General features: G+C 70.6%; 19 protein-coding genes and 2 pseudogenes. 10 read left to right on the forward strand and 11 right to left on the reverse strand.

From position 1 onward, the window contains the following. Positions 1–50 precede the first annotated feature (50 nt). Complete coding sequence (sftH, locus tag ACU6WZ_RS12330; RefSeq protein WP_447033333.1) at positions 51–2612, forward strand: DNA 3'-5' helicase SftH; 2562 nt, start codon at positions 51–53, stop codon at positions 2610–2612. 82 nt (positions 2613–2694) lie between these two features. On the opposite strand, the pseudogene ACU6WZ_RS12335 reads toward sftH, so the two are convergent. The 7 genes and pseudogenes from ACU6WZ_RS12335 to ssd form a co-directional block, all read right to left on the reverse strand. Then, positions 2695–2976 (reverse strand): annotated as a pseudogene (locus tag ACU6WZ_RS12335) (Rv3654c family TadE-like protein); the annotation flags it as partial. After that, positions 2973–3404 (reverse strand): TadE family type IV pilus minor pilin, encoded by a 432-nt coding sequence (locus tag ACU6WZ_RS12340; RefSeq protein ID WP_447033334.1) that lies wholly within the window; start codon positions 3402–3404, stop codon positions 2973–2975. The pseudogene ACU6WZ_RS12335 and the gene ACU6WZ_RS12340, both read right to left, overlap by 4 nt. After that, positions 3391–3597 (reverse strand): DUF4244 domain-containing protein, encoded by a 207-nt coding sequence (locus ACU6WZ_RS12345; RefSeq protein ID WP_447033335.1) that lies wholly within the window; start codon positions 3595–3597, stop codon positions 3391–3393. The genes ACU6WZ_RS12340 and ACU6WZ_RS12345 overlap by 14 nt, the downstream gene beginning before the upstream one ends. Before the next feature lie 50 nt (positions 3598–3647). After that, complete coding sequence (locus ACU6WZ_RS12350) at positions 3648–4439, reverse strand: type II secretion system F family protein (protein ID WP_447033336.1); 792 nt, start codon at positions 4437–4439, stop codon at positions 3648–3650. After that, positions 4436–5293 carry a type II secretion system F family protein gene (locus ACU6WZ_RS12355; protein ID WP_447033337.1) on the reverse strand — a complete coding sequence of 286 codons (858 nt, stop codon included), beginning with the start codon at positions 5291–5293 and terminating at the stop codon, positions 4436–4438. The genes ACU6WZ_RS12350 and ACU6WZ_RS12355 overlap by 4 nt, the downstream gene beginning before the upstream one ends. Next, entirely contained in the window at positions 5290–6438 is a 1149-nt protein-coding gene (locus ACU6WZ_RS12360; protein WP_447033339.1) for a TadA family conjugal transfer-associated ATPase, read from the reverse strand. Before ACU6WZ_RS12360 ends, ACU6WZ_RS12355 begins: the two co-directional genes overlap by 4 nt. Next, a complete protein-coding gene (gene ssd / locus ACU6WZ_RS12365; protein ID WP_447033340.1) occupies positions 6435–7556 on the reverse strand; it encodes a septum site-determining protein Ssd in 1122 nt (373 codons plus the stop codon). The genes ACU6WZ_RS12360 and ssd overlap by 4 nt, the downstream gene beginning before the upstream one ends. Positions 7557–7987: 431 nt before the next feature. Between ssd and ACU6WZ_RS12370 the strand changes: the two genes are divergently transcribed. After that, entirely contained in the window at positions 7988–8863 is an 876-nt protein-coding gene (locus tag ACU6WZ_RS12370) for an HAD family hydrolase (protein WP_447033341.1), read from the forward strand. Between the two features lie 327 nt (positions 8864–9190). Here ACU6WZ_RS12370 and ACU6WZ_RS12375 read toward each other — a convergent pair whose 3' ends face one another. Further along, positions 9191–10015, reverse strand: coding sequence for a Fic family protein (locus tag ACU6WZ_RS12375; RefSeq protein ID WP_447033343.1), 825 nt, complete (start codon positions 10013–10015; stop codon positions 9191–9193). A gap of 96 nt (positions 10016–10111) precedes the next feature. Between ACU6WZ_RS12375 and ACU6WZ_RS12380 the strand changes: the two genes are divergently transcribed. Further along, the gene (locus ACU6WZ_RS12380; RefSeq protein WP_447033345.1) at positions 10112–11104 is read left to right on the forward strand and encodes an ATP-binding protein; all 993 of its coding nucleotides are present in this window, start codon (positions 10112–10114) and stop codon (positions 11102–11104) included. Between the two features lie 87 nt (positions 11105–11191). Here ACU6WZ_RS12380 and ACU6WZ_RS12385 read toward each other — a convergent pair. Beyond that, positions 11192–12123: pseudogene (locus ACU6WZ_RS12385) on the reverse strand (IS5 family transposase); the annotation flags it as partial. Between the two features lie 204 nt (positions 12124–12327). Between ACU6WZ_RS12385 and ACU6WZ_RS12390 the strand changes: the two are divergent. Further along, on the forward strand, positions 12328–13671 hold the full coding sequence (locus ACU6WZ_RS12390) for an IS4 family transposase (protein ID WP_447028847.1): 1344 nt from the start codon (positions 12328–12330) through the stop codon (positions 13669–13671). Between the two features lie 225 nt (positions 13672–13896). On the opposite strand, the gene ACU6WZ_RS12395 is transcribed toward ACU6WZ_RS12390, so the two are convergent. Continuing rightward, a complete protein-coding gene (locus ACU6WZ_RS12395) occupies positions 13897–15156 on the reverse strand; it encodes a polysaccharide deacetylase family protein (protein WP_447033347.1) in 1260 nt (419 codons plus the stop codon). Positions 15157–15444: 288 nt separating this feature from the next. On the opposite strand from ACU6WZ_RS12395, the gene ACU6WZ_RS12400 reads away from it, so the two are divergent. The 6 genes from ACU6WZ_RS12400 (at position 15445) to ACU6WZ_RS12425 (ending at position 23416) form a co-directional block, all read left to right on the forward strand. Further along, complete coding sequence (locus ACU6WZ_RS12400) at positions 15445–17802, forward strand: bifunctional SulP family inorganic anion transporter/carbonic anhydrase (protein WP_447033349.1); 2358 nt, start codon at positions 15445–15447, stop codon at positions 17800–17802. A 174-nt stretch (positions 17803–17976) separates the two neighbouring features. Continuing rightward, positions 17977–19980 (forward strand): acetate--CoA ligase, encoded by a 2004-nt coding sequence (acs, locus tag ACU6WZ_RS12405; protein ID WP_447033351.1) that lies wholly within the window; start codon positions 17977–17979, stop codon positions 19978–19980. A gap of 205 nt (positions 19981–20185) precedes the next feature. Continuing rightward, positions 20186–21592, forward strand: a complete 1407-nt coding sequence (gene nhaA, locus ACU6WZ_RS12410; RefSeq protein WP_447033352.1) for a Na+/H+ antiporter NhaA — start codon at positions 20186–20188, stop codon at positions 21590–21592. 102 nt (positions 21593–21694) lie between these two features. After that, positions 21695–22153 carry a phage holin family protein gene (locus ACU6WZ_RS12415; RefSeq protein ID WP_447033354.1) on the forward strand — a complete coding sequence of 153 codons (459 nt, stop codon included), beginning with the start codon at positions 21695–21697 and terminating at the stop codon, positions 22151–22153. Then, the gene (locus ACU6WZ_RS12420) at positions 22150–23088 is read left to right on the forward strand and encodes an alpha/beta fold hydrolase (RefSeq protein ID WP_447033356.1); all 939 of its coding nucleotides are present in this window, start codon (positions 22150–22152) and stop codon (positions 23086–23088) included. Before ACU6WZ_RS12415 ends, ACU6WZ_RS12420 begins: the two co-directional genes overlap by 4 nt. Before the next feature lie 139 nt (positions 23089–23227). Beyond that, positions 23228–23416: a hypothetical protein gene (locus tag ACU6WZ_RS12425; RefSeq protein WP_447033358.1), complete on the forward strand. Its 189-nt coding sequence runs from the start codon at positions 23228–23230 to the stop codon at positions 23414–23416. Here the strand turns inward: ACU6WZ_RS12425 and ACU6WZ_RS12430 are convergent. Beyond that, positions 23401–24786, reverse strand: a complete 1386-nt coding sequence (locus tag ACU6WZ_RS12430) for a 6-phospho-beta-glucosidase (RefSeq protein WP_447033360.1) — start codon at positions 24784–24786, stop codon at positions 23401–23403. The genes ACU6WZ_RS12425 and ACU6WZ_RS12430 overlap by 16 nt on opposite strands. Positions 24787–24802: the final 16 nt, after the last annotated feature.

Here is a 24802-nt window from a genome sequence, read left to right on the forward strand (position 1 = left end):
GCCCCCCTGAGGTCTCCCCGGCGGAGCCAGAGGACGGAACGCCAGCCGCGATGGCATTCAATCACTTACCAGCAGGCATGCACGACGCCTTGGGACCATTGTCCGTCACGCCAGTGACACACTCGGTGCCGATGGCCAAGAATCAGGGTCCCAGTCGACCACCGGGGAACGCGGGTGCGCGCCCCTCTCCCGGTGCGGTCCTTCACCGGCTCGCCGCAGGGGAGAGCCGGTCCTCGCGCATCACTCATACGGAGCACCTGCCCCCGCGTGCGGGTTCCCATGCAGTCTGGCCCGACCGCATCCGCAGCGAAGTGATCTCGGCAATCCAGGCGGCCGGGATCGCCCATCCGTGGACCCACCAGGCGCAGGTGGCGGAGCATGCCCTGGATGGCGAGTCCGTCGTCGTCGCCACCGGAACGGCGTCCGGCAAGTCCCTCGCCTACCTCGCTCCCGTTCTCACCGCTCTCCTCGACGGTTCCGAGGCCGCGAACGGCCGCGGCACGACCGCGCTCTACCTGGCCCCCACCAAGGCGCTGGCCGCCGACCAACGCCGCGGTGTGCAGGCCCTGGCCGGGCCGCTGGGCCATGCGGTCAGGCCCGCGCTCTACGACGGCGACACCCCGGTCGAAGAGCGCGAATGGGTACGTCAGTACGCCAACTACGTCCTCACCAATCCAGACATGCTGCACCGCGGAATCCTTCCCTCCCACCCCCGCTGGGCCTCCTTCCTCCGCGCTCTTCGCTACGTGGTCATCGACGAGTGCCACACCTATCGCGGCGTGTTCGGCTCACATGTCGCCCAGGTGCTCCGCCGGCTACGTCGCCTGTGCGCCCGGTACGGCTCGCACCCCGTCTTCCTCCTCGCCTCCGCCACCGCGGCGCAGCCGGCACTCGCTGCGGGCCGTCTCACGGGGCTGCCCGTCCGGGGGGTCGCCGACGACGCGTCCCCGCGCGGCGAACTGGTCTTCGCCCTCTGGGAGCCGCCCCTGACCGAACTGCACGGCGAGAAGGGAGCGCCGGTACGCCGCACCGCCATCGCAGAGACCGCCGACCTCCTCACCGACCTGGCCGTGCAGGGCGTCAGGTCGGTCGCCTTCGTTCGCTCCCGGCGCGGCGCCGAGCTGATCGCCCTCATCGCGCAGGAACGCCTGGCCGCCGTGGACCGCTCGCTCCCCCGGCGGGTCGCCGCCTACCGCGGCGGGTACCTGCCCGAGGAACGCCGCGCCCTGGAACGTGCCCTGCACTCCGGCGAGCTCCTCGGCCTGGCTGCGACGACCGCACTCGAACTGGGCATCGACGTGTCGGGCCTCGACGCCGTTCTCATCGCCGGTTTTCCCGGCACTCGCGCCTCCCTGTGGCAGCAGGCGGGGCGGGCCGGCAGGTCGGGCGAGGGCGCGCTCGCGATCCTCGTGGCCCGCGACGACCCCCTGGACACGTATCTCGTCCACCATCCCGACGCGGTGTTCCGCCAACCGGTGGAGTCGACCGTCCTCGACCCCGCCAATCCGTACGTCCTCGCCCCCCATCTGTGCGCCGCCGCCGCCGAGAGCCCTCTCACCGACGCCGACCTGGAACTGTTCGGGCCCGCCGCCGCCGAGCTGCTGCCCCAGCTGGAGGCGGCCGGCCTGCTGCGCCGCCGGGGGAGGTCCTGGTACTGGACCCGCCGGGAGCGGGCCGCCGACCTGACCGACATCCGCGGCGAAGGCGGCCGCCCCGTGCAGATCGTCGAGGCCGCGACGGGCCGTCTGCTGGGCACGGTCGACGCGTCCGCCGCCCACACCTCCGTCCATGACGGGGCCGTACACCTCCACCAGGGCCGGACGTACCTGGTGAAGCACCTGGACCTGGACGACCCGCACGGCGCTGTGGCTCTGGTGGAGGAGGCCAACCCGCCGTACTCCACCACCGCCCGGGATACCACCGCCATCTCCGTCCTGGAGACCGACACCGAGATTCCCTGGGGCGAGGGCCGCCTGTGCTTCGGCTCGGTCGAGGTCACCAACCAGGTCGTCTCCTTCCTCCGTCGCAAACTCATCACCGGCGAAGTGCTCGGTGAGACCAAGCTCGACCTCCCTCCCCGAACGCTGCGCACCCGCGCCGTGTGGTGGACGGTCACCGAGGACCAGCTCGACGCCGCCCGCATCGACCCGGAGCAGCTGGCCGGCGCCCTGCACGCCGCCGAGCACGCCTCGATCGGCCTGCTACCGCTCTTCGCCACCTGCGACCGCTGGGACATCGGCGGCGTGTCGGTCCCGCTCCACCCGGACACCCTGCTGCCCACGGTGTTCGTGTACGACGGTCACCCCGGCGGCGCCGGTTTCGCCGAGCGGGCCTTCCACACCGCCCGTGGGTGGCTAGCGGCAACCCGCGACGCGATCGCCTCCTGCGCGTGCGACGCGGGCTGCCCGTCCTGTATCCAGTCGCCCAAGTGCGGCAACGGCAACGAACCGCTCGACAAACGTGCCGCCGTCCGCCTCCTCACGGCCCTCCTCAAGGGAGCCCCCGACGATCCGGGCGACCCAGCCGACTCTGCCGACCCTGCCGACCCTGAGGGTCTGACGGCCCCGGAGAGCCGGCAGGCTCCTGCTGCCACGGAGAAGGCCGCGGAGTGAGCCCGGCAGCCACGGGGCCCGCCGGCCCCGCCCTGGCCCTCACAGCCACGCTGTAAGGGCCCGCGCGGGCCTCGGCAGCGACGTCGGAGATCTCCCCGTAGACCGCGCAGCTCACGAGACGCGCACCCTGAGCTCCGGCCACCTCCGCCGCTTCAGCGCAGGCGGTGGCCTTTCCCCGCATCCAGTGCTCAGCGGCGGCGAGGGCCGCCAGATCCGCCGCGCCTGCCGCCCGGTGCTTGGCCACCACTGCCTGCCCCACCGCCAGCGCGCCGCCGAAGACCACACTCAGCACGGCAACCGCCGCGACAGCCCACACCGTGGCCGATCCCCGGTCCCCGCCGCCGAAACTCCTCCCGCCCATCATGGCGCCGCCCCCACTGATTCCTCCGCCAGCGCCACCGCTTCGGCCCGCAGCGTGAGGGACAGCACCCCGAGCCCCGGGGCAGGTGCCTGGACGGCAACCCGTACCAGGTCGCCCTCCCTGCCGATGGTGACCTGCGCCCCGCGCGGCGCCGTCTGCCGGGCCGCGGCAACCGAGGCGCCCTCGGTCTCCTGTCTCGCTGCCGCCCTGGCCCCCGCCCTCGCCGCGTCCACACACTGAATCTGCGCTGACATCGCCAGAAGCGCCCAGACCAGCGCCAGCGTCAGCAGAACCAGCGCCGGCACCACGACGGCCGCCTCCGCCGTCACATATCCCCCGTCGTACTCGGGCCGCCGTTCACACTGCGGGCCGGCCCGGCCGGCCACAGCACGGCCTGCCGATCCACGCCGACCGCTTTCAGAAGGCTCCATTGAGCGCCTTCCCCACGGCCGACTCCAGGGCTGACGAGACCATGTCGCTCGTGACGACCTTGTAGAGCACGGCGGCGAAGGCGCAGGCCGCGATCGTCCCCATGGCGTACTCGGACGTCGTCATTCCGGCGTCCGCGCCGCCGGCCACCCTGTTGCCGAGCCTGCGCGCCGCACCTCGCGTCCATGCCCGCATCCCTGTCCACATACTTGTCCACACCTTTGTCAACATCGCTTCCTCCAGGGTTAGTTGCTGCTCATCAGTCCGCTTGCCAGTCCGATGACCACGGGCACCACACCGACCACCAGGAAGGCCGGCAGAAAGCACAGTCCGACCGGGCCGACCATCAGTACGCCCGCCCGCTGGGCCCGGGCCGCGGCCTCCCGCGCCCTCTGCGCACGAAGGCCTTCGGCCAACCGCGACACCGGCTCGGCCGCAGGAGCCCCGGTGGCGCCCGCCCGTTCCAGGCAGCGGGCCAGCCCTCCGGCGCCCGGTATCGTCCCCAGCCGGCCCCATGCCTGGGCGGGTTCGCCCCCGAGCCGCAACTCGGCCGCCACCCGCGCCAGCCGTTCGCCGACCGGCCCGCCGAGCGACTCCCCGACGGCCTCCGCCGCCTCCCGTGGCCCGGCGCCGGCGGAAATGCAGGCCGCGAGGAGATCTGCGGCCAGCGGCAGCCGCCGAGTGTCGGGCGGGTCTTCCTCGCGCGGCCTGCGCCGGCGCTGCCACCGCACCGTCCCGTATCCCACGAGCGCCCCGACCGCGCCGCCGACCACCCCGCCCACCAGCACATAACCGGTTGCGGCAGCCACCAGCGGCGGAACCCAACGCCGCACCCGCGGCGCCACCCACTCGGGCCGCCGCCACCGCCGCCCGAAGCCGCCCTCCCCGGCACCCGCCGTCCTGGCGGCGAGCAAAGCGGCGAGCCGTTTGCGCGCCTGTCGCTCGTGGCGCCGCGCCCCGAGCGTGAGCACCAGCCAGGCCGCGGCGGCCGCGAAAGCCACCACCACCCCCAGCCTGTGGACGAATTCCCCGCTCATCCGCCCTCCCCCTTCCGTACGATCCGCCGGGCCCACATCAGGCCCGCTGTCTCCAACAGCCCACCGGCCAGCAGGCACCCGATCCCGGCCGGTGTGTGCAGCAGCACTCTCAGCGGGGCCGCCCCCAGCGCACTGCCGATCAGCAGTCCCGCCAGCGGCAGAAGAGCGAGGAGCGCCACAGTCGCCCAGGCCCCGGCCAACTGGGCTCGGAGGTCCTTGCGTTGATCCCGTTCCGCCTGCAACGCGCCTTCCAGCCGGTCGAGCCCCCGCGCAAGGCCGGCCCCGCCGTCCACCGCGACCCGCCAGCAGGCCGCGACGCCCACAAGCCCGTCAGCCCCCGGCTCCCGCGCCGCCCTTCGCAGCGCCTGAGGCACGTCCCCGCCGAACCGCGCCGCAGCCATCACGTCAGCCTCCGCGCCACCGAGACCACCGGTGCCCCCAACCGCGGCGAACAGCGCCTGCCCCGGTTCCCTCCCGGCCCGCAGCTCACCCGCAACCGCCCCGCACAACGCGATGACCTCGTCCGCCCGCCGCTCCCGCTCCCGCCGCAACTCCCCGGCCCGCAGCCGCCGCCCCACCAGTGGCACCGCCACCACGCCCGCCACCAGAGGCAGCACCGACTCGCCCAGCGCCGCCCCGACCGCCGCCACCGGAACGCAGAGCCACTCCCGGCGCAACCGGTCCCGTGCCACCGCCATCAGCCGATGCCACAGCTCTGTCGGCCGGCCGGGATCCGCCGCCCCGCCGACGAGCATCAGCCGCGCCCGCCTCAGATCCCGGTCCCGCCCGGCCAGCAGCCACGCCGCTGCCCCGGCGCAGAGCGCCGCCGCGTACACCGGCCCGGCCCCGGTCACAGCCCACCCCCGAGCAGCGCCCGCAACCGGCCCCAGCCCCGCTCGTACGTGAAGGCGTCTTCGCCCCACCGCAGCGCCGGTACTGTCACCACGAGCCCCGCCGCGTCCCGCTCCAGCACGTGCACTTCGGCGACCCGCCGCCGCCCGCCCCGGTCCCGCACGAGGTGGACCACCACCGCGAGGGCCGCGGCCAACTGGCTGTGCAGCGCCGCCCGGTCGAGGCCCGCGGCCGCTCCAAGTGCCTCGAGGCGGGCGGGAACATCGACCGCCGCATTGGCGTGCACGGTCCCGCAGCCTCCTTCGTGCCCGGTATTCAGCGCAGCCAGGAGCTCCGTGACCTCCGCCCCGCGCACCTCGCCGACCACCAGCCGGTCGGGCCGCATGCGCAGGGCCTGCCGCACCAGGTCCTGGATCGTGACCTGTCCCGCGCCCTCCTGGTTCGCGGGCCGCGACTCAAGTCGCACCACATGCGGATGGTCCGGCCGCAACTCGGCCGAGTCCTCGGCCAGCACGATCCGCTCCCCCGGCCCGACGAGACCTAGCAAGGTCGACAAGAGCGTGGTCTTGCCGGTGCCCGTACCGCCACTGATCAGGTACGACAGCCGGGCGTCGATCAGGGCCCGCAGGACCCGGTCACCGCCCGGCGGCAATGTCCCCGCATCGACCAGCTCCACCAGCGTGAACGCCTTCGGCCGCACCACCCGCAGTGACAGGCACGTCGATCCCACCGATACGGGAGGCAGAACCGCGTGCATGCGCGTGCCGTCGGGCAGCCGGGCGTCCACCCACGGCCGCGCGTCGTCCAGTCGTCGCCCGGCCACCGCCGCGAGCCGCTGCGCGAGTCTGCGCACCGCCGCAGCGTCGGTGAAACAGACCCCGGTGAGTTCGAGGCCGACGCCCCGGTCCACCCACACTCGATCGGGAGCGGACACCAGCACGTCCGTCACCGACGAATCGGCCAGCAGCGGCTCCAGCGTCCCGGTTCCCACCAGCTCGCAGCGCAACTCCTGCGCCACACCCAGCACTTCCGCATCCCCCAGCAGCCGCCCCTGGGCGCGCAGCGCGGCGGCCACCCTGGCCGGTGTCGGCTCCGCCCCGCTCTCGGCGAGGCGGCGGCGTACCGCGTCCAGCATTCCGGCGCTCATGAGACGCCGCTCCCGGCGAGGGCCTGCTCCCAGAAAGCCGCGCAGAAGCGGCCCAGCGGACCGCGCGCGCTGCCACCCGGTGGTGTGCCACTTGCCTGCGCATCCAGCAGCCCGGACTCCACTGGTAGTTCGCCGGCCAGCGGCAGCCCGAGCAGGTGGGCCACTGACTCCACATCGAGTCCGGTGGCGTACGGACCGCGCACCACCGCACGCAGGTCCCGCAGCAGCATGCCGGCCGTAGACGCAACCCGGCTTGCCGCCGCTACGGCCCGCAGCTCCGCCGGGACCACCAGCAACCCCAGGTCCAGCTGAGTCAGCGCCTCCGCCACGGTCTCGTCGACCCGGCGCGGCAGATCGACGACCACGATCCCGCCCCGTCGGCGTGCGGCGCCCAGGACCGCGCGCATTGCTTCGGGCGGGATCACGACGCGATCGCCCCGGTCCCAGCTCAGTACCCGCAGCGCGTGCAGTTCCGGCAGCGACTCCTCCAGGGCGCCGCTGCCGACCCGCCCCCGGGACGCGGCGAAATCCGGCCACCGCATGCCCTCCGCCGCTTCTCCACCAAGCAGTACGTCGAGACCGCCGCCCAGCGGATCACCGTCGATCAGCATCGTGTGCCGGCCGGCCCGGGCCGCTGACACCGCGAGTGCGCACGCCAGCGTCGAAGCGCCGGCCCCGCCCCGCCCGCCGATGACCCCCACCGTCAGGGCCTGGCGCCCCACGCCCTCCGCCACGTCGGCGATGCGCTCGACGAGCCAGCTCTCCGCGTCGGGCAGCCGCAGCACGTGGTCGGCGCCGATCTCGACCGCGCGCCGCCAGACATCCGGGTCGTCCTGATCCTTGCCCACGAGCATCACGCCGCGTCTGCGCACGCCGCCCAGCCCCAGAAGCGCACCGTGGACCCGGTCGGCAGCGTCGTCACCGACCAGGATCAGCGGAGCACTCTCCCAGCTGCCGCTGCGCTCGGGCAGCGCATGGTGGACCTCCGGCTCGGCGCCCGCCGCGGCGCACAGCCGCAGCAGATCGTCGAGCAGGTCGACGTCCTCGGTGACGATCAGCGGTTTGCCCTGCCGTGCTTCGGCGGCCGGCAGTCGATCGGGTGTGATGGATCCAGCCACGATCTGTGCCCCCTCTCCCTGCGATTCCTGCGTCCGCGAACTTCGCTGACGGGAATCACCGTGCGGGGATCCGAGAAATCGTGTGGATCTTGCTGAAAAACTGGGGACAACCGACGGGTTGTGAATATCCCGCTCACTTATTCCGGTGACTTCCGGAGAGCGGCGGAACAACTACACAGCGTGACGCGTCTACTGAGCAAGGAGCATCCGCCGACGCAGGTCACGAGGGGGCGAAATGATCAGAGCCGGAGGGCAAAAACGCGTCCGGACATGCGACGACCCCCGTCGGGGGGGAGAACGGGGGTCGTCTCCACGGCCGACTCGGGGGGGGAGGAGTCGGACCGGGGTAGCACGGTCGCGAACGATCCGTGACTTCCATGGTGTACCCGATAGCCTTCTCAGGCAAACCCACGCGCCGCAGCATACGCCGAATGGTGGGCGCCTATGCTCGCCTCGTGGAAAACCACTCCTTGCCGCGAACAGCCGCCTTCTTCGACCTCGACAAGACCATCATTGCGAAGTCGAGCACGCTGACCTTCAGCAAGTCCTTCTACCAAGGCGGACTGATCAGCCGCAGAGCTGCTCTCCGTACCGCCTACGCCCAGTTCGTGTTCCTCGCCGGCAGGGCGGACCACGATCAGATGGAGCGGATGCGCGAATACCTCTCCGCCCTCTGCAAGGGCTGGAACGTCCAGCAGGTGCGGGAAATCGTCGCCGAGACCCTGCACGACCTCATCGACCCGATCATCTACGACGAGGCGGCGTCGCTCATCGAGGAGCATCACACCGCCGGACGTGACGTCGTGATCGTCTCCACGTCCGGCGCGGAGGTGGTCGAGCCGATCGGTGAGTTGCTGGGTGCCGACCGCGTCGTGGCGACGCGGATGGTGGTCGGCGACGACGGCTGCTTCACGGGCCAGGTCGAGTACTACGCCTACGGCCCCACCAAGGCCGAGGCGATCAAGGAACTCGCCGCATCGGAGGGGTACGACCTGACGCGCTGCTTCGCGTACAGCGACTCAGCCACCGATGTGCCCATGCTCGAGTCGGTCGGCAACCCCTACGCGGTGAATCCGGACCGGGCGCTGCGCCGCGAGGCTGTCGCCCGCGCATGGCCGATTCTTGTGTTCAACCGGCCCGTGCGCCTCAAGCAGCGACTGCCGGCGTTCTCGATGCCGCCCCGTCCCGCGCTCGTCGCCGCAGCAGCGGTCGGAGCGGCCGCAGCCACCGCGGGCCTGGTCTGGTACGTCAGCCGCAGGCCGGGCCGACGCGTCCGCCGGCCATGCGAAAACTTTGCCCGCATTTGAGAGCAAAAGTAAATAAGTGGGTCCAGGGGTTTCGCTTCCTCTACCGCGGTAGTACAAAGGAGTCACGGCCCGCGAGACCAGGGACATCCGAGAGGATCACCTTTCACGCAAGAAGGCCCCACGGACCGAGCATGGAAGTTGAGCACCCACGCGACGTCGACCCGTCGATTACGGGCCAGCCGCACCAGGTAACGGGCAAAGTTCCCGGCCTGATGGGCACATTTCGAGGACGCTTGGTAACTCGGCCGACATGCCAGCGGCGGTACCAGTCACTGGTACCGCCGCAACCCTTTGCCCGGCCGGTCGGCAGCCTTCGGCCGACGCCCGTCAGGCGGCGCCGCGCTGCAGCGCCTCACACAGGGCCGTCGACTCCCTCGCCCCCAGCTCCACCGCGCGCCCGCAGTGCGCGATCCAGGCCACCATGCCTTCCGGTGTTCCCGAGACGTAGCCGTCCAGCGCAGCGACGTACGCCGCGCGGCCCAGCTCACCGTGCCCGACCTCGGCCGGACAGACCGACTTGGGGTCGAGCCCGCTGCCGATCAGGACGATCCGCTCGGCGGTGCGGGCGACCAGACCGTTGTGCGACCCGAAGGGGCGCAGCGCCATCAGTTCCCCGTGCACCACTGCCGCCGTGACCAGAGCCGGGGCCGAGCCCCCGGCGATGATCAGCTCGGAGAGTCCCTCCAGCCGGCCCGCGACCTGGCCCGCATCCGGCAGAGGCAGCTCCACCAGCGGCTCGTCCACCGGCTCGCCCGAGAGCCGGGGCCGGCCCACCAGGTCGTCCGATTCACCCGCCCCGCCCGCCGCGACCAGATGCAGCCGGGCCAGCACGCGCAGCGGCGACTGGCGCCAGATGGACAGCAGCTGACCGGCTTCCGCCGTCAGCCGCAGCGCCGCGCCGAGCGTCCGGGACTCTTCGTCGATGCTGAAGTCGGTACGCCGGCGCACCTCTTCGAGCGCCCAGTCCGCACCGGAGAGGGCGGCGGAGCCGCGCGCTCCGCGCAGCGCCGCCTCCGCGGTGATCTCGTTGCTGCGGCGCCGCATGACGCGATGTCCATAGACCCGGTCCACGGCCCTGCGTACGGAGTCCACGGCCTCGGGCACGCCGGAAAGCGCGCCCAGCGTCGCGAGTGGATCAGCTGTCGTACTCATGGAAGCCGAGCCTACGCACCCCGGGCGCGCGCCCCACCTTGGAGTGGTCTTCTTCACTCACTGCGCACACCGTGAGCATCCATGCGATTACCCTTGGTGAACATGAAGATCGCTTTCGTCGGAAAGGGCGGCAGTGGCAAGACGACGCTGTCCTCGCTCTTCATCCGCCACCTCACCGCCAACGAAGCCCCGGTCCTGGCCGTGGACGCCGATATCAACCAGCACCTGGGCGCCGCCCTCGGTCTTGACGAGGACCAGTCCGCCGAGCTGCCCGCCATGGGGGCACACCTTCCCCTCATCAAGGACCACCTGCGGGGCTCCAATCCCCGGATCGCGTCCGCCGAGACGATGATCAAGACCACACCGCCCGGCGAAGGCTCACGCCTGTTGCGGGTGAGCGAGGACAACCCGGTGTACGACGCGTGCGCGCGCCCCGTGCGCCTCGACGACGGTGAGATCCGGCTGATGGCCACGGGCCCGTTCACCGGGTCCGATCTGGGCGTCGCCTGCTACCACTCCAAGGTCGGCGCGGTCGAGCTGTGCCTCAACCACCTGGTCGACGGTCCGGAGGAGTACGTCGTCGTAGACATGACGGCAGGCTCCGACTCGTTCGCCTCCGGCATGTTCACCCGCTTCGACATGACCTTCCTGGTGGCGGAGCCGACTCGCAAGGGAGTGTCCGTCTACCGCCAGTACAAGGAGTACGCGCGGGACTACGGCGTATCGCTCAAGGTCGTCGGCAACAAGGTGCAGGGACAGGACGACATCGACTTCCTGCGCGAGGAGGTGGGCGACGACCTCCTGGTGACGGTCGGCGCGTCCGCGTGGGTCCGCTCGATGGAGAAGAGCCGCCCGGCCCGGTTCGAACTGCTGGAGGCGGACAACCGCCTGGCCCTGCAGGTCCTGCAGAACGCAGCGGAGGACTCGTACGCGCTGCGGGACTGGGAGCGCTACACGCGCCAGATGGTGCACTTCCACCTGAAGAACGCGCAGAGCTGGGGGAACGCGAAGACGGGCACCGACCTGGCTGCCCAGGTCGACCCCGGCTTCGTCCTTGGTGAGACACTGCCGGTCCCGCAGCCGTCCTGACCGGCCGGACCCTCAACCCTCCCGCACGTGCCGGCCGCGTTCCCATCCTCACGGGTCAGTACACCTAGGTCCTGTCTGGAGTCCGAATCATGAATGTGGTGCGATGCTGCGGAGCCAGAGCATCGCACCACATAGATGCAGGCCGGCCTCGTAGCTCTCTGGAGTCTTGTCGAAGCGGAACGCGATGCCGCGCCAATTCCGCAGCCGGTTGATGCACCGCTCCACGGTATTGCGCTCCTTGTACAGCTCCGCGTCGTGGGAAACCGGCCGACCTCCGGCGCTGCCGCGCTTCTTGCGGTTCGCGGCCTGGTCGACCTTCTCCGGGATCACCGCCCGAATCCCGCGTTGCCGCAGATAGTGGCGGTTGCGCCGAGATGAGTACGCCTTGTCCGCAGCCACGGCGTCCGGCCTGGTCCGGGGGCGCCCGAGGGGACCGCGCATCTTGACCCGCTCCAGCACCGGGGTGAACTGTGGGCTGTCGCCGGCCTGTCCGGGCGTGAGCACGAAGGCCAGTGGGCGGCACCGCCGGTCGGCCGCCACATGGATCTTGCTGGTCAGTCCGCCCCGGGAACGTCCCAGTTCAGCGCCTTTCAAGCGGGCCCGGTGTCGTCGGCGGACCCGTCGCCGCTCGGCGCGTGCTTCGTCCTCGACCTGTCCGTCCTGCAGCTTTTGTCCCTTTGTGCCGCCCCCTTTTCGGACTCGACAGCAGCCTCCAGGGCCGCCAACTGTTCCGGGTCCAGGGCCATCCCGGCAGCGTGGTGGTGGGCCCGGGCGGTCGCGGAGTCCACGCTGACCAGACCCATATCGGTCTGGCCGCGGGCGGCGGCCTCAGCGATCACCGCCTCCATCAGGTACTGGAAGACGCCCTGCCTCGCCCAGATTCGGAAGCGGTCGTACGCACTCTGCCAGGGCCCGAACTCGGTCGGCAGGTCGCGCCAAGGGCTGCCCGTGCGGAATCGCCACATCACCGCATTGAAATGTTTCCGCAGGTCGGGGATAGGACCGACCTCAGCCGTAGGTCAATGCCGGGAAGCTTGGCTTGATCATCTCGTGTGCGGGCGCTGGATGCAGCGAAGCTCCTGTAGAACGAGCGATCTACCACGATCGACTTGTTCGGAACAGGAGCTTCGTTGTCTGGGGAGTCTGGCATAGAGGGGTCGTCGCGTGCGAGCGCGGGACAGACGGGGCAGCTGGGTGTGTTGCGCCAGGTTGTGACACGGCGGATGGTCACGGATGTGCTGGCGGCTTCCGGCCGCGGGGACCGGCGTAGTGACGGCAAACTCTGCGCGGTGACGTGTGTGTTCTTCGTGCTCGCGTTGACGCTGTTCCCGAGAGACGGCTACCGGTCGGTGCTGTCGAAGCTGGCCGGTGGGACGGCGCGGCTGGCCGCGCGGGGCCAGCTGGTCTCCTCCTCGGCGCTGCGGCAGCGCCGCGTCACGCTGGGCCCGGAGCCGTTCCGGTTACTGTTCGAGCGGATCGCCGGGCCGGTCGGCACGGTCGCGATGCCGGGGGTGTTCTGGCGGGGGCTTCGGCTGGCCTCGGTGGACGGCACGTTTCTCGAGGTCGCCGACACCGCGGTGAACGCGGTGTTCGGCCGGACCCGCAATCAGCGGCGGATCGCCGCGTTCCCCCAGGTCCGCCTGGTCGCGCTGATCGAGTGCGGGACCCGGGCGCTGCTCGGGGTGGCGTTCGACATCCGCCGGGTCTGTGAGCAGGACCTGACACGGCGCCTGCTGGACCGGATGCGCCCCGGGATGCTGGTCCTGGCCGACCGGGGATTCCCGGGCTGGCTGCTGTGGGTCGATGCCGCCGCCGGCGGGGCGGATCTGTTGTGGCGGATCTCGGCGGCGGTGCGGCTGGTCCCCGACGAGGTCCTGCCCGACGGCTCCTGGCTCGCGACCCGGCACGCGCACAAGAACATCACGAAAGCCCTGGCGGGGCGGCCCCGGTCGGTACGGATCCGGGTGATCGAGATGGTGGTCGTCATCGAGGCCGCCGACGGGTCACGACGCCATGAGCCCTACCGGCTCATCACCACCTTGCTCGACCCTGCGGCCTTCCCCGCCGGTGAACTGGCCGCACTGTATTCCCAGCGGTGGGAATCCGAGCTCGAATTCCGGGACTTGAAGATCACTCAGCGCGGGGCACGCGCCGTCCTGAGATCGAAGACACCCGCGCTGGTCAACCAGGAGATCTGGGCGTATCTCGTCACCCACCAGGCGATCCGCCGCACGATCAGTTCCACCGCCGCCGGCCACGGGCTCGATGCCGACCGGCTCTCCTTCACTGTCGCCCTGACCGTCGCCCGGGACACCGTGATCCGCACCACGGCGCGGATCGGCACCCACCTCGCCGAGATGACCACGTCGCTGCTGGCGAACCTGCGATCGGCCGAGCGACGCCTGCGGGTCTGCCCCCGGACCGTGAAACGCCCCAGCTCCATCTTCCCCTCGAAACCCGCCGGGCCGGCCAGCCGCAGCACAAAAATCACCGGATACGGGATCGAAATCATCCCACTCGACACAACCCCGCCGACCACCGCGGAGCCCGACAGCCACACGAGATGATCAAGCCAAGCTTCCCGGCATTGAGCCATAGGGAGATGGGGTTCGATCAGAGTCCACTGCTCGTCGTTGAGATCGCCTCGCGCCATGACTGATGCCCTATCAAGACCGAGCCCCTGTGCGCAGGCGATCTACCGAACTCATGATTCGGACTCCAGACAGGACCTAGTGCCGCTCGGCCGGTACGTCCGGCGCGCCCGATGCCGCGCCCGCGCTGGGGGGGTCGGCCTACGGCCGCGCGGGGTTGGGGGTGAGCGGAGGCTTGGGTGCCAGGAAGGGCGCCCATCCCTCCTTCGGCGCCTGTCCGACGCCCAGGGTGCGCATCTTGTCCAGTGCTTCGGGATCCTGCGCGTCCAGCCAGTCGACCAGCTGCTTGAAGGAGACGCAGCGCACCTCGTCCTGCACGCAGACCGTCTTGATCGTCTCCTCGATGGCGCGCATGTACGTGCCGCCGTTCCAGGATTCGAAGTGATTGCCGATGATCAACGGGGCGCGGTTTCCGTTGTACGAGCGGTCGAAGGCCTGCAGCAGGCCGTCGCGCATCTGGTTGCCCCAGTATTCGTGCTGGGAGGGATCGCCCTTGACCGTCCCCGACTGATTCACCATGAAGTTGTAGTCCATGGAAAGCGTTTCGAACTGCCGCCCCGGCACCGGAACCAGCTGAAGCGGAATGTCCCACATGCCCTCGGTCTTCTTGGGCCACACCTGCTTGCCGACCCCGCTGGAGTCGTAGCGGAAGCCCATGTCCCGCCCGGCCCGCATCATGTTCTGCTGCCCCTCCAGGCAGGGCGTGCGCGCGCCGGCGAGCTCCTTCTCGTAGTCGAAGGGCAGCGGCTTGGCGTTCTTCAGCCCCGCATTGGTCTTCCACCGCTGCACGAACGCCTTCGCCTGCGCGATCTCGCTCTTCCACTCGTCGGTGGACCAGGTGCCGACGCCACCGTCCTTGCCGCAGAAATGACCGTTGAAGTGCGTGCCGATCTCATTGCCGTCCAGCCATGCCCCGCGCAGCTGCTCCACGGTGTCACTGATCCCAGCGACATCGTTGAACCCGATGTCGGAGCGGCCGGCCGAGTGCTGCGGCGGGTCGTACAGGTGCCGCTTGTCCTCCGGCAGCAGATAGACGGCGCTGAGGAAGTACGTCATCGTCGCGTCGTACTTCTTGCCGACCTCGCGGAAGTGGGAGAAGAGCCGCTGACTGTCCTCTCCCGCGCCGTCCCAGGAGAACACCACGAACTGGGGCGGCTTCTGACCTGCCTTCAGCCGTTTGGGCTTGAGTACGTTGGGCTGCTCTCCGGTGTACGCCGTCGAGCCGTCGCCGATCAGGCGCATCGGGCTCTTGGGCGCAGCGGCGGGAGGGTTCTTCTTCGCTCCCGGGGCGCCCTCCTTGGCGCCGGGGGCGTCGGCGCCGCCCGGACCGGAGGAGCCGGAGCAGGCGGCGAGTACGCCCGCCAGGGTCACGGCGGCGACGCCGGAGGCGATCCTCTTCATGGCGGCCATCATCCGCCCACCCTCTTCCCTCAGGTTCCTGCGTGAAGTGCTGACACGGCGCGGCCAACCTTGCATGCGCCGCCGGGACCAAAGGTGAGACAAGCCGCTCGAATTCTTTATTCACCGATACGGGTGAAAGATTGACCTGTTTGCACCTGGTTAACCCCTTCGCTCTTTACTCTCCATTACTATCCATTTACTGAGAGTTGGGAATCCCGCCGCTGCAAGCCGTGACCCACGGCCGCGTCCCCCATTCCGCGACCGCGCTGCCCCGGAGGAGACGGGAACATGTCTGTCCGCAAGCCCACCCGCACCGCCGCTCCCACCGCCCGCCCGCCGGGCGGCCGCCGCCTCCCTGTGGCGGGAGCGGATCTGTCCGCCTCGATCGCCGTCTTCCTGATCGCTCTGCCGCTCTCCCTGGGCATCGCGCTCGCCACCGGGGCGCCCCTCCAGGCCGGTTTGGTCGCGGCGGCCGTGGGCGGCCTCGTCGTCGGCCGGTTCGGGGGCGCACCGCTCCAGGTCAGCGGGCCGGCCGCAGGTCTGACCGTGGTGACGGCCGACCTGATCCAGCGGTACGGCTGGCGCACCACCTGCGCCATCACCGTCCTAGCCGGCGTGACCCAACTCGCTCTGTCCGCAGTTCGCGTGGCCCGCTCCGCGCTGGCAGTCAGCCCGGCGATCGTGCACGGCATGCTGGCCGGCATCGGCGTCACCATCGCCCTCGCCCAGCTCCACATCGTCCTGGGCGGGACCCCGCAGAGCTCCGCCGTGCTCAACGTGCTGGCTCTCCCCGCGCAGTTGGCTGACCTGCACCCCGTCGCGCTCTCCGTCAGCGCGGTCACCGTCGGCGTCCTGATGCTCTGGCCGCGCGTTCCGGGCCGTGCGGGCCGGATCGTACGGAAGATTCCCGCCGCCCTCGCCGCCGTGGCCGCGGCCACGGCCGGCGCGACCGTCTCCGGGCTGAGCCTGCCGCGAGTCGACCTGCCGTCCTGGCGCAGCCATGCCCTGCCGGAGCTGCCTGAGGGTCCGGCCCTCGGAATCCTCGCCGCGGTCCTCACCGTCATGTTGGTGGGGAGTGTCGAGTCGCTGCTGTCGGCGGTCGCCGTCGACAAGCTGGTGTCGGCCCGCAAGGAGCCGAAGGTCAGGGTCGCTCGCGCCGACCTCGACCGGGAGCTGGCCGGTCAGGGGGCGGCGAACATCGTCTCCGGTGCGCTCGGCGGGCTGCCCGTCACCGGCGTCGCCGTCCGAAGCGCCGCGAACGTGGCGGCGGGAGGGATCAGCAGACACTCCACGATGCTGCACGGCCTGTGGATCGTGATCGCGGCCCTGCTACTCGTGCCGGTCCTCGACCTGATTCCGCTGGCGGCGCTCGCCGCACTGGTGATGTTCGTCGGCGTCCAGATGGTCAACATCGGCCACCTCAGGACCGTCACGCGCCACAGGGAGATGCTGGTGTACGCGGTGACGATGGCGGCTGTCGTGTTCGCCGGCGTTCTCGAAGGGGTGGCGATCGGGGTCGCCGTGGCGGTGGCGGTTTCGCTCCACCGGCTCGCCAAGACCAGGATCACCGCGCAGACAGCGGCGGACGGCGTCCACCACATCCGGGTCCGCGGTCAGTTGACCTTCCTGGCGGTGCCCCGGCTGAGCCGCACGTTGAACCATGTGCCGCACGGAGCCCCGGCGCTCGTCGAGCTGGACGGCTCCTTCATGGACCACGCGGCGTACGAAGCGCTCCAGGACTGGCAGGACGCCCATGTCGCGCAGGGCGGCCGAGTCGAGGTGACCGGGCGCTCCGGTCACCGGTTCGCCGGCCCCGCCTCAGCTCCCGACACGTGCTGCCGGCCGTGGACGCCCTGGCGCAACCACCACTGCGACGACCACGCCGTCGCCCCATCCCAAACGCCGGGCCGGGCAGGCGGCAGCGCGGGGCAACTGGCCACCGGGCTGAGCGCGTTCCAGCGCAATACGGCGCCGTTGGTCCGCGGCGAGCTCGCCCGGCTCGCCCGTGAGGGCCAGCGGCCGTCACAGTTGTTCATCACCTGCGCCGACTCCCGGCTCGTCACCAGCATGATCACGGCGAGTGGCCCCGGCGATCTCTTCACCGTGAGAAACGTCGGCAATCTGGTGCCGCTGCCCAGCGCGGAGAGCGCGGACGACTCGGTCGCCGCGGCCATCGAGTACGCGGTGGACGTGCTGAACGTGCAGTCCATCACCATCTGCGGGCACTCCGGTTGCGGTGCGATGCAGGCGCTGCTCAACACGCCGCCGGGCGGGGCCCAGACGCCGCTGTGGCGCTGGCTTCGGCACGGGGCGCCCAGCGTGAAGCGGATGGAGAGCAGGCGTCACGCCTGGGCGCGGATCTCGGGGCGGCTGCCGGCCGACGCGACCGAGCAGCTCTGTCTGACCAATGTGGTCCAGCAGTTGGAGCATCTGCGCTCACACGAGGCGGTGCAGCGACGGCTCGCCGAAGGCACGCTCGAACTGCACGGCATGTACTTCCATGTCGGCGAGGCACAGGCGTACCTGCTGGAAGACGGGGCTCGTACCGGCGATGGCGGCGAGGTCTTCGACCGTGTCGACCCCTCGGAGACGCCTGGTTCACCGGACGGCTCCCCCGAGGACTCGCTGCAAGCGGCGCGAGCCTGAACCGGTCCGCCCCCGCGTCCGTGAGACCGTACGGACCCTCCCCGCGCCACCCTGCGGGAAGGGTCCGTACAGCGCCCACAGCGACTCAGAGGTCTAAACCAATTTCCGGTAGCCCCTTGTCACCCGGGCACGGGACTGATGAGCTAGGCACGGGACACATCGGACGCCCTGGGAATGGGAGATGTCGTGAGCAACGAAAGCCTGGCCAACCTCTTGAAGGAGGAGCGCCGCTTCGCGCCGCCTGCCGAGCTGGCCGCGGACGCCAACGTCACGGCGGAGGCGTATGAGCAGGCCGACGCGGACCGGCTGGGCTTCTGGGCCGAGCAGGCGCGGCGGCTCACCTGGGCCACCGAGCCGACCGAGACACTCGACTGGTCCAACCCGCCCTTCGCGAAGTGGTTCGCAGACGGCAGGCTCAACGTCGCGTACAACTGCGTGGACCGGCACGTCGAGGCGGGCCACGGTGACCGCGTCGCCATCCACTTCGAGGGCGAGCCCGGCGACACCCGCACCATCACCTACGCCGAGCTGAAGGACGAGGTGGCGCGCGCCGCCAACGCCCTCACCGAGCTGGGCGTACGCAAGGGCGACCGTGTCGCCGTCTATATGCCGATGATCCCCGAGGCCGCCGTGGCGATGCTGGCCTGCGCCCGTGTCGGGGCCGCGCACTCCGTCGTCTTCGGCGGTTTCTCCGCCGATGCCGTCGCGTCCCGCATCCAGGACGCCGACGCCAAGCTCGTCATCACCTCCGACGGCGGGTACCGGCGCGGCAAGGCCTCCGCTCTCAAGCCCGCCATCGACGAGGCCGTGGCCAAGTGCCCGCAGGTGGAGCACGTTCTCGTCGTACGCCGCACAGGCCAGGACACCGCGTGGGACGACAGCCGCGACGTGTGGTGGGACGAGATCGTCGCCCGCCAGTCCGCGGAGCACACCCCCGAGGCATTCGAAGCCGAGCACCCGCTGTTCATCCTCTACACCTCGGGCACGACGGGTAAGCCGAAGGGCATCCTGCACACCTCGGGCGGCTACCTCACCCAGGCCGCATACACCCACAACGCCGTCTTCGACCTCAAGCCGGAGACCGACGTCTACTGGTGCACGGCCGACATCGGCTGGGTGACCGGCCACACCTACATCGTCTACGGGCCGCTGGCCAACGGCGCGACCCAGGTCATGTACGAGGGCACGCCCGACACCCCGCACCAGGGCCGCTTCTGGGAGATCGTCCAGAAGTACGGCGTCACGATCCTCTACACCGCGCCGACCGCGATCCGGACGTTCATGAAGTGGGGCGACGACATCCCCGCCAAGTTCGACCTGTCCTCGCTGCGCGTGCTCGGCTCGGTCGGTGAGCCGATCAACCCCGAGGCCTGGATCTGGTACCGCGAGCACATCGGCGCCAACAAGACGCCGATCGTGGACACCTGGTGGCAGACCGAGACGGGCGCGATGATGATTTCGCCGCTGCCGGGCGTCACCGCCACCAAGCCCGGATCCGCCCAACGCGCACTGCCCGGCATCAGCGCCACCGTCGTCGACGACGACGCCAACGAGGTCCCCGACGGGGGCGGCGGCTACCTGGTCCTCACCGAGCCCTGGCCGTCCATGCTCCGTACGATCTGGGGCGACGACCAGCGCTTCATCGACACCTACTGGTCGCGCTTCCAAGGGCTGCCTTCTCTGGGGGAAAACACCCCCCGGCCCCCCCTCTACTTCGCGGGCGACGGGGCCAAGAAGGACGACGACGGCGACATCTGGCTGCTCGGCCGGGTCGACGACGTGATGCTGGTGTCCGGACACAACATCTCGACCACCGAGGTCGAGTCGGCGCTCGTCTCCCATCCCTCCGTCGCCGAGGCGGCGGTCGTGGGCGCGGCCGACGAGACGACCGGCCAGGCCATCGTGGCCTTCGTGATCCTGCGCGGAACGGCCTCCGAGTCGGAGAGCCTGGTCACCGAGTTGCGCAACCACGTCGGGACCGTGCTGGGCCCGATCGCCAAGCCCAAGCGGATCCTCCCGGTGGCCGAGCTGCCCAAGACCCGCTCAGGCAAAATCATGCGCCGACTGCTGCGCGACGTAGCCGAGAACAGGCAGCTGGGTGACGTCACCACGCTCACCGACTCCTCGGTGATGGACCTGATCCAGAACAAGCTGCCGAGCGCCTCCAGCGAGGACTGACCCGGAACAGGACCACCTACGGAAAGGGCATCCGGCTCCCTGCGCCGGGTGCCCTTTCCGCACGCACGGGGAAGATCACCGGATGCGTCCTGCATCTCCCCCGGTAGAGTGAAAGCGTCAGAAAAGCGCAAAGAACTCCACTGGTGTGCCGGGAAGCCTGGTCGGCAATGCGCCTCATGCTGCCCACCGACCGGAGGTTCCACCCGTGGCCGCGTCCATCCCGCCCCCCGCTCGCAAGTTCCTCGGACGCCTCTCCCTGCCCGAGCGCACATATGTGGCGGACGCGCTGCGCACCGAGACCGTCGGTGGCGTGCTGCTCCTGTTGGCCGCGATCGCGGCGCTGATCTGGGCCAACACTCCGATCAGCGACAGTTACGAGTCCGTCCGCAACTTCCATGTCGGGCCTGCCGCGCTAGGCCTCGACCTCTCGATCCAGCACTGGGCGGCGGACGGCCTGCTCGCGGTCTTCTTCTTCGTCGCCGGCGTCGAGCTCAAGCGCGAACTGGTCGCCGGCGAACTCCGCGACCCGAAGGCCGCCGCCCTGCCCGTCATCGCCGCCGTGTGCGGAATGGTCGCGCCCGCCCTGGTGTACACCCTGGTCAACGTCGCCGGCAGCGGATCCATGGACGGCTGGGCCGTGCCCACGGCCACCGACATCGCTTTCGCGCTCGCCGTCCTCGCGGTGATCGGCGCATCACTGCCGTCGGCGCTGCGGGCGTTCTTGCTGACCCTGGCCGTCGTCGACGACCTGTTCGCGATCCTGATCATCTCGATCTTCTTCACCCAGAGCATCAACTTCGCAGCGCTCGGCGGGGCGGTCGTGGGCCTCGCCGTTTTCTGGCTCCTGCTGCGCAAGGGGATACGGGGCTGGTACGTGTACGTACCGCTCGCTCTCGTCATCTGGGGCCTGATGTACAACAGCGGTGTCCACGCCACCGTCGCCGGTGTCGCCATGGGCCTGATGCTCCGCTGCACCAGGAACGAGGAGAGCGGCGAGGCCCACTCCCCCGGCGAGCACATCGAACATCTCGTACGTCCCCTCTCGGCCGGGCTCGCTGTGCCGCTCTTCGCGCTCTTCGCGGCCGGCGTATCGGTCTCCGGTGAGGCGATCGGCAACGTGTTCACCCGGCCCGAGACCCTTGGCGTCGTCCTCGGTCTGGTGGTCGGCAAGACGGTGGGCATCTTCGGCGGCACCTGGCTGGCGGCCCGCTTCACCAGGGCGGAGCTCAACGACGACCTGGCCTGGCCCGACGTATTCGCCGTCGCCTCACTGGCCGGGATCGGCTTCACTGTCTCGCTGCTGATCGGCGAGCTGGCGTTCACCGGGAACGCCGCGCTGACCGGCCAGGTCAAGGCCGCTGTGCTGATCGGGTCGCTGATCGCCGCCGTACTCTCCGGGATTCTCCTCAAACTGCGGGTACGCAAGTACCGGGCCATGGTCGAGGACGAGGAGCGCGACGACGACCTCGACGGCATTCCCGACGTGTACGAACAGGACAATCCGGAGTATCACCTGAGGATGGCCGCGATCTACGAGGAGAAGGCGGCCGAGTGCCGCAAGCGCGCCGAGGTCGCACGGGCATCCAGCGGCGACGGCGACAGTCCGGCATGATCTGACGTCAGGGCCCGACAGGCCCACGGCACCCAACGCCGGCGAAGACCAGAAGTAGACCCAGAAGTAGACGAAGACGTAGACGAGAAGAGGGAGAGAGTGATGAGCGACCCCGCCCGCACCGCTGACAGCGTCGACCGCAGCCTCGGTCAGTTGGTCGCCTCGGCGACCGCCGAGATGTCCGCACTCATGCACGACGAGATCGCGTTGGCGAAGGCCGAACTGCGGCAGGACGCCAAGCGCGCCGGGGTGGGCGGCGGCGCCATCGGCGTCGCCGGGGTGTTCGCCCTGTTCTCACTGCCGGTGCTGAGCTTCGCCGCGGCGTACGGCATCCACAACCTGGGGCTCGGGCTCGCCTGGTCCTTCCTCATCGTCGGCGCGGCGTTCCTGCTGATCGCGGGCCTGCTGGCGCTGCTCGCCGTCAAGAAGTTCAAGAAGGTCAAGCCGCCGGAGAAGACGATCTCCTCGGCCAAACAGACGGCAGCCGTACTCCAGAGCGTCAAGCCTCACCCTCGCCCGGTCGGTGACAAGGCAGTGGTTGTGGCACGCTCATCCACATGACCGCCCCTGACGCCGGCTCCGGCACGCCGCTCTCGCTCGTACGTCCCGACGGTCCGTGGACCCACCGCGATGTCGCGGCCAACGGCGCGCGTTTCCACATCGCGGAAATGGGCGACGGGCCGCTGGTGCTGCTGCTGCACGGCTTCCCGCAGTTCTGGTGGACGTGGCGGCATCAGATGACCGCGCTGGCCGACGCGGGTTTCCGTGCGGTGGCGATGGACCTGCGGGGCGTCGGCGGCAGCGACCGTACGCCGCGCGGATACGACCCGGCGAACCTCGCGCTGGACATCACCGGTGTGGTGCGCTCCCTCGGCGAGCCCGACGCCGCGCTGGTCGGCCACGGCCTCGGCGGCTACCTGGCGTGGACGGCGGCCGTCATGCGGCCCAAGCTGGTGCGGCGGCTCGCCGTCTCCTCGATGCCGCATCCGCGGCGCTGGCGCTCGGCGATGCTCTCCGACGTATCGCAGACGCGGGCCGGATCGTACGTGTGGGGATTCCAGCGGCCGTGGCTGCCGGAGCGTCAGCTTGTCGCGGACGAGTCGGCGTTGGTGGGACGGCTGCTCCGTGACTGGTCGGGTCCGCGCCTGCCGGAGGACGAGGACATCGACGTGTACCGGCGGGCGATGTCGATTCCGTCGACGGCGCACTGCTCGATCGAGCCGTACCGGTGGATGGTGCGGTCCATGGCGCGGCCCGACGGCATCCAGTTCAACCGGCGTATGAAGCGGCCGGTACGGGTGCCGACCCTGCACCTGCACGGCTCGCTGGACCCGGTGATGCGCACCCGCAGCGCGGCCGGCTCCGGCCAGTACGTCGAAGCGCCTTATCGGTGGCGGCTGTTCGACGGGCTGGGGCACTTCCCGCACGAGGAGGACCCTGCGGGGTTCTCCGCGGAGCTGGTCAACTGGCTGAAGGACCCCGAACCCGACCGCTGAAACCTCGCTGCCGCATTCTGAATGCGGCCGCCGAGTCAGGTGAACGCTTGTCCTACGAACAGCCAATTGCCCCACGCATAGGCCAATTGGCTGCCCCGGACGCGATTACCGACCTTGGGGCACGGGCAGACCTCGGAGTATGGGCTGGACGCACGACTACGGTGACGCAGCACGCAACCGCCGCTCCGCTACGGCGATGAGCACCCACGAAGGGGGCGGCACCCGGGACCACGGACATGGTCCGCCTTCCAGCACGATCGGCATCCCACGCATTCTGCGCCGTCGGGCCCGCTGGGTCTCGGCGCGGCTGCGTCATCCTCGCGACTGAGTACGCCCCGAGGGCCCGTCGGGCCTGAGGTAGCCGAGTCCCGGGTGCGCACTCCGGTAGCCGTCGAGGAGCCGGCGCGCCACCTCGACCGAGTCGACGAGCGGGTGCAGGGCGAACGCCTTCACCGCTGCCCGCGCCGACCCGCTCTCCCCCGCTTCCAGTACGCACCGCTCCACTGCCTTGACGGCGGCCACCAGGCCCGCCTCGTGGCCGGCCAGCGGTGACACAGCGACGGGGCGGGGGCCGGCCGCGTCGACCACGCACGGGACTTCGACGACGGCTGCCTCGTCGAGCACGGCGAGCGCCCCGCCGGCCCGGACGTTGAGGATGAGCTTCGCGCGCTCGTCACGGGCGATGGCACGCATCAGGGCCAGCGCCACGTACTCGTACCCACCGGACTCCAGGTCTTCGGCGGCACGCTCACCCGCGCCCGCCGCCTCCCGGTTCTCGGCCATGTACGTCGCTTCGCGTTCGGCGCGCGTACGGTCCCACGCGGCCAGCGCGCCGGACGTGCGGTCCGCCATGCCGTCGTAGAAGCGCGCCTGCTGGTCACGCAGGAAGGCGCCACGGGTCTGCGTCGCCTCGCGGTAGGCGGAGACCGCTTCGCGGTTGAAGTAGTAGTAGTGCAGGTACTCGTTGGGGACCGAGCCCAGCGAGCGCAGCCAGTCTGCGCCGAAGAGCCGGCCCTCCTCGAAGGACGTCAGGGCGCTGTCGTCGTCGAACAGCGCGGTCAGCAGGTTCCGTTCGGGCTCGTCCTCGGCGTAGACACCGCGCAGCCAGCCGAGGTGGTTGAGTCCGGCGTAGTCCAGCCGCGCACGCGCCGGGTCGGTGCCGAGCGCCCGGGCGACGCGGCGTCCCAGGCCCACCGGCGAGTCGCAGATGCCGATGACGCGCTCGCCGAGGTGGCGGGACATGGCCTCGGTGACGAGCCCGGCGGGGTTGGTGAAGTTGATGACCCAGGCGTCGGGGGCGAGCCGCGCCACGCGGCGGGCGATGTCGACGGCCACCGGGACCGTGCGCAGTCCGTACGCGATGCCGCCCGCGCCGACGGTCTCCTGGCCCAGGACGCCCAGGTCGAGAGCGACGCGCTCGTCGGCGGCCCTGCCCTCCAGTCCGCCGACGCGGATCGCGGAGAAGACGAAGTCGGCGCCGCGCAAGGCGTCGTCGAGGTCGGTCGTGACCGAGACGGTCGGTGCGTCCGGGATGCCTTCGGCCTGCTCGGCGAGGACCCGGGCGATCGCGGTCAGGCGGGAGGCCTCCAGGTCGTGGAGCGTGACGTGGGTGACGCGGCCCTCGGCACGGTCGTGCAGGAGCGCGCCGTACACCAGGGGAACGCGGAAGCCGCCGCCGCCCAGGATCGTCAGGCGCATCGGGTGTTCGGGCACA

The organism is Streptomyces hypolithicus (assembly GCF_052934925.1).

Excerpts from the sequence above, each read along its gene's own strand:
- sftH (WP_447033333.1), top strand. The coding sequence starts at position 51 with ATGGCATTCAATCACTTACCAGCAGGCATGCACGACGCCTTGGGACCA.
- ACU6WZ_RS12340 (WP_447033334.1), bottom strand. The coding sequence starts at position 3,404 with ATGGAGCCTTCTGAAAGCGGTCGGCGTGGATCGGCAGGCCGTGCTGTG.
- ACU6WZ_RS12345 (WP_447033335.1), bottom strand. The coding sequence starts at position 3,597 with ATGCGGGCATGGACGCGAGGTGCGGCGCGCAGGCTCGGCAACAGGGTG.
- ACU6WZ_RS12350 (WP_447033336.1), bottom strand. The coding sequence starts at position 4,439 with ATGAGCGGGGAATTCGTCCACAGGCTGGGGGTGGTGGTGGCTTTCGCG.
- ACU6WZ_RS12360 (WP_447033339.1), bottom strand. The coding sequence starts at position 6,438 with ATGAGCGCCGGAATGCTGGACGCGGTACGCCGCCGCCTCGCCGAGAGC.
- ACU6WZ_RS12370 (WP_447033341.1), top strand. The coding sequence starts at position 7,988 with ATGGTGGGCGCCTATGCTCGCCTCGTGGAAAACCACTCCTTGCCGCGA.
- ACU6WZ_RS12375 (WP_447033343.1), bottom strand. The coding sequence starts at position 10,015 with ATGAGTACGACAGCTGATCCACTCGCGACGCTGGGCGCGCTTTCCGGC.
- ACU6WZ_RS12390 (WP_447028847.1), top strand. The coding sequence starts at position 12,328 with ATGGTCACGGATGTGCTGGCGGCTTCCGGCCGCGGGGACCGGCGTAGT.
- ACU6WZ_RS12395 (WP_447033347.1), bottom strand. The coding sequence starts at position 15,156 with ATGAAGAGGATCGCCTCCGGCGTCGCCGCCGTGACCCTGGCGGGCGTA.
- ACU6WZ_RS12400 (WP_447033349.1), top strand. The coding sequence starts at position 15,445 with ATGTCTGTCCGCAAGCCCACCCGCACCGCCGCTCCCACCGCCCGCCCG.
- acs (WP_447033351.1), top strand. The coding sequence starts at position 17,977 with ATGGGAGATGTCGTGAGCAACGAAAGCCTGGCCAACCTCTTGAAGGAG.
- ACU6WZ_RS12415 (WP_447033354.1), top strand. The coding sequence starts at position 21,695 with ATGAGCGACCCCGCCCGCACCGCTGACAGCGTCGACCGCAGCCTCGGT.
- ACU6WZ_RS12420 (WP_447033356.1), top strand. The coding sequence starts at position 22,150 with ATGACCGCCCCTGACGCCGGCTCCGGCACGCCGCTCTCGCTCGTACGT.
- ACU6WZ_RS12425 (WP_447033358.1), top strand. The coding sequence starts at position 23,228 with ATGGGCTGGACGCACGACTACGGTGACGCAGCACGCAACCGCCGCTCC.
- ACU6WZ_RS12430 (WP_447033360.1), bottom strand. The coding sequence starts at position 24,786 with ATGCGCCTGACGATCCTGGGCGGCGGCGGCTTCCGCGTTCCCCTGGTG.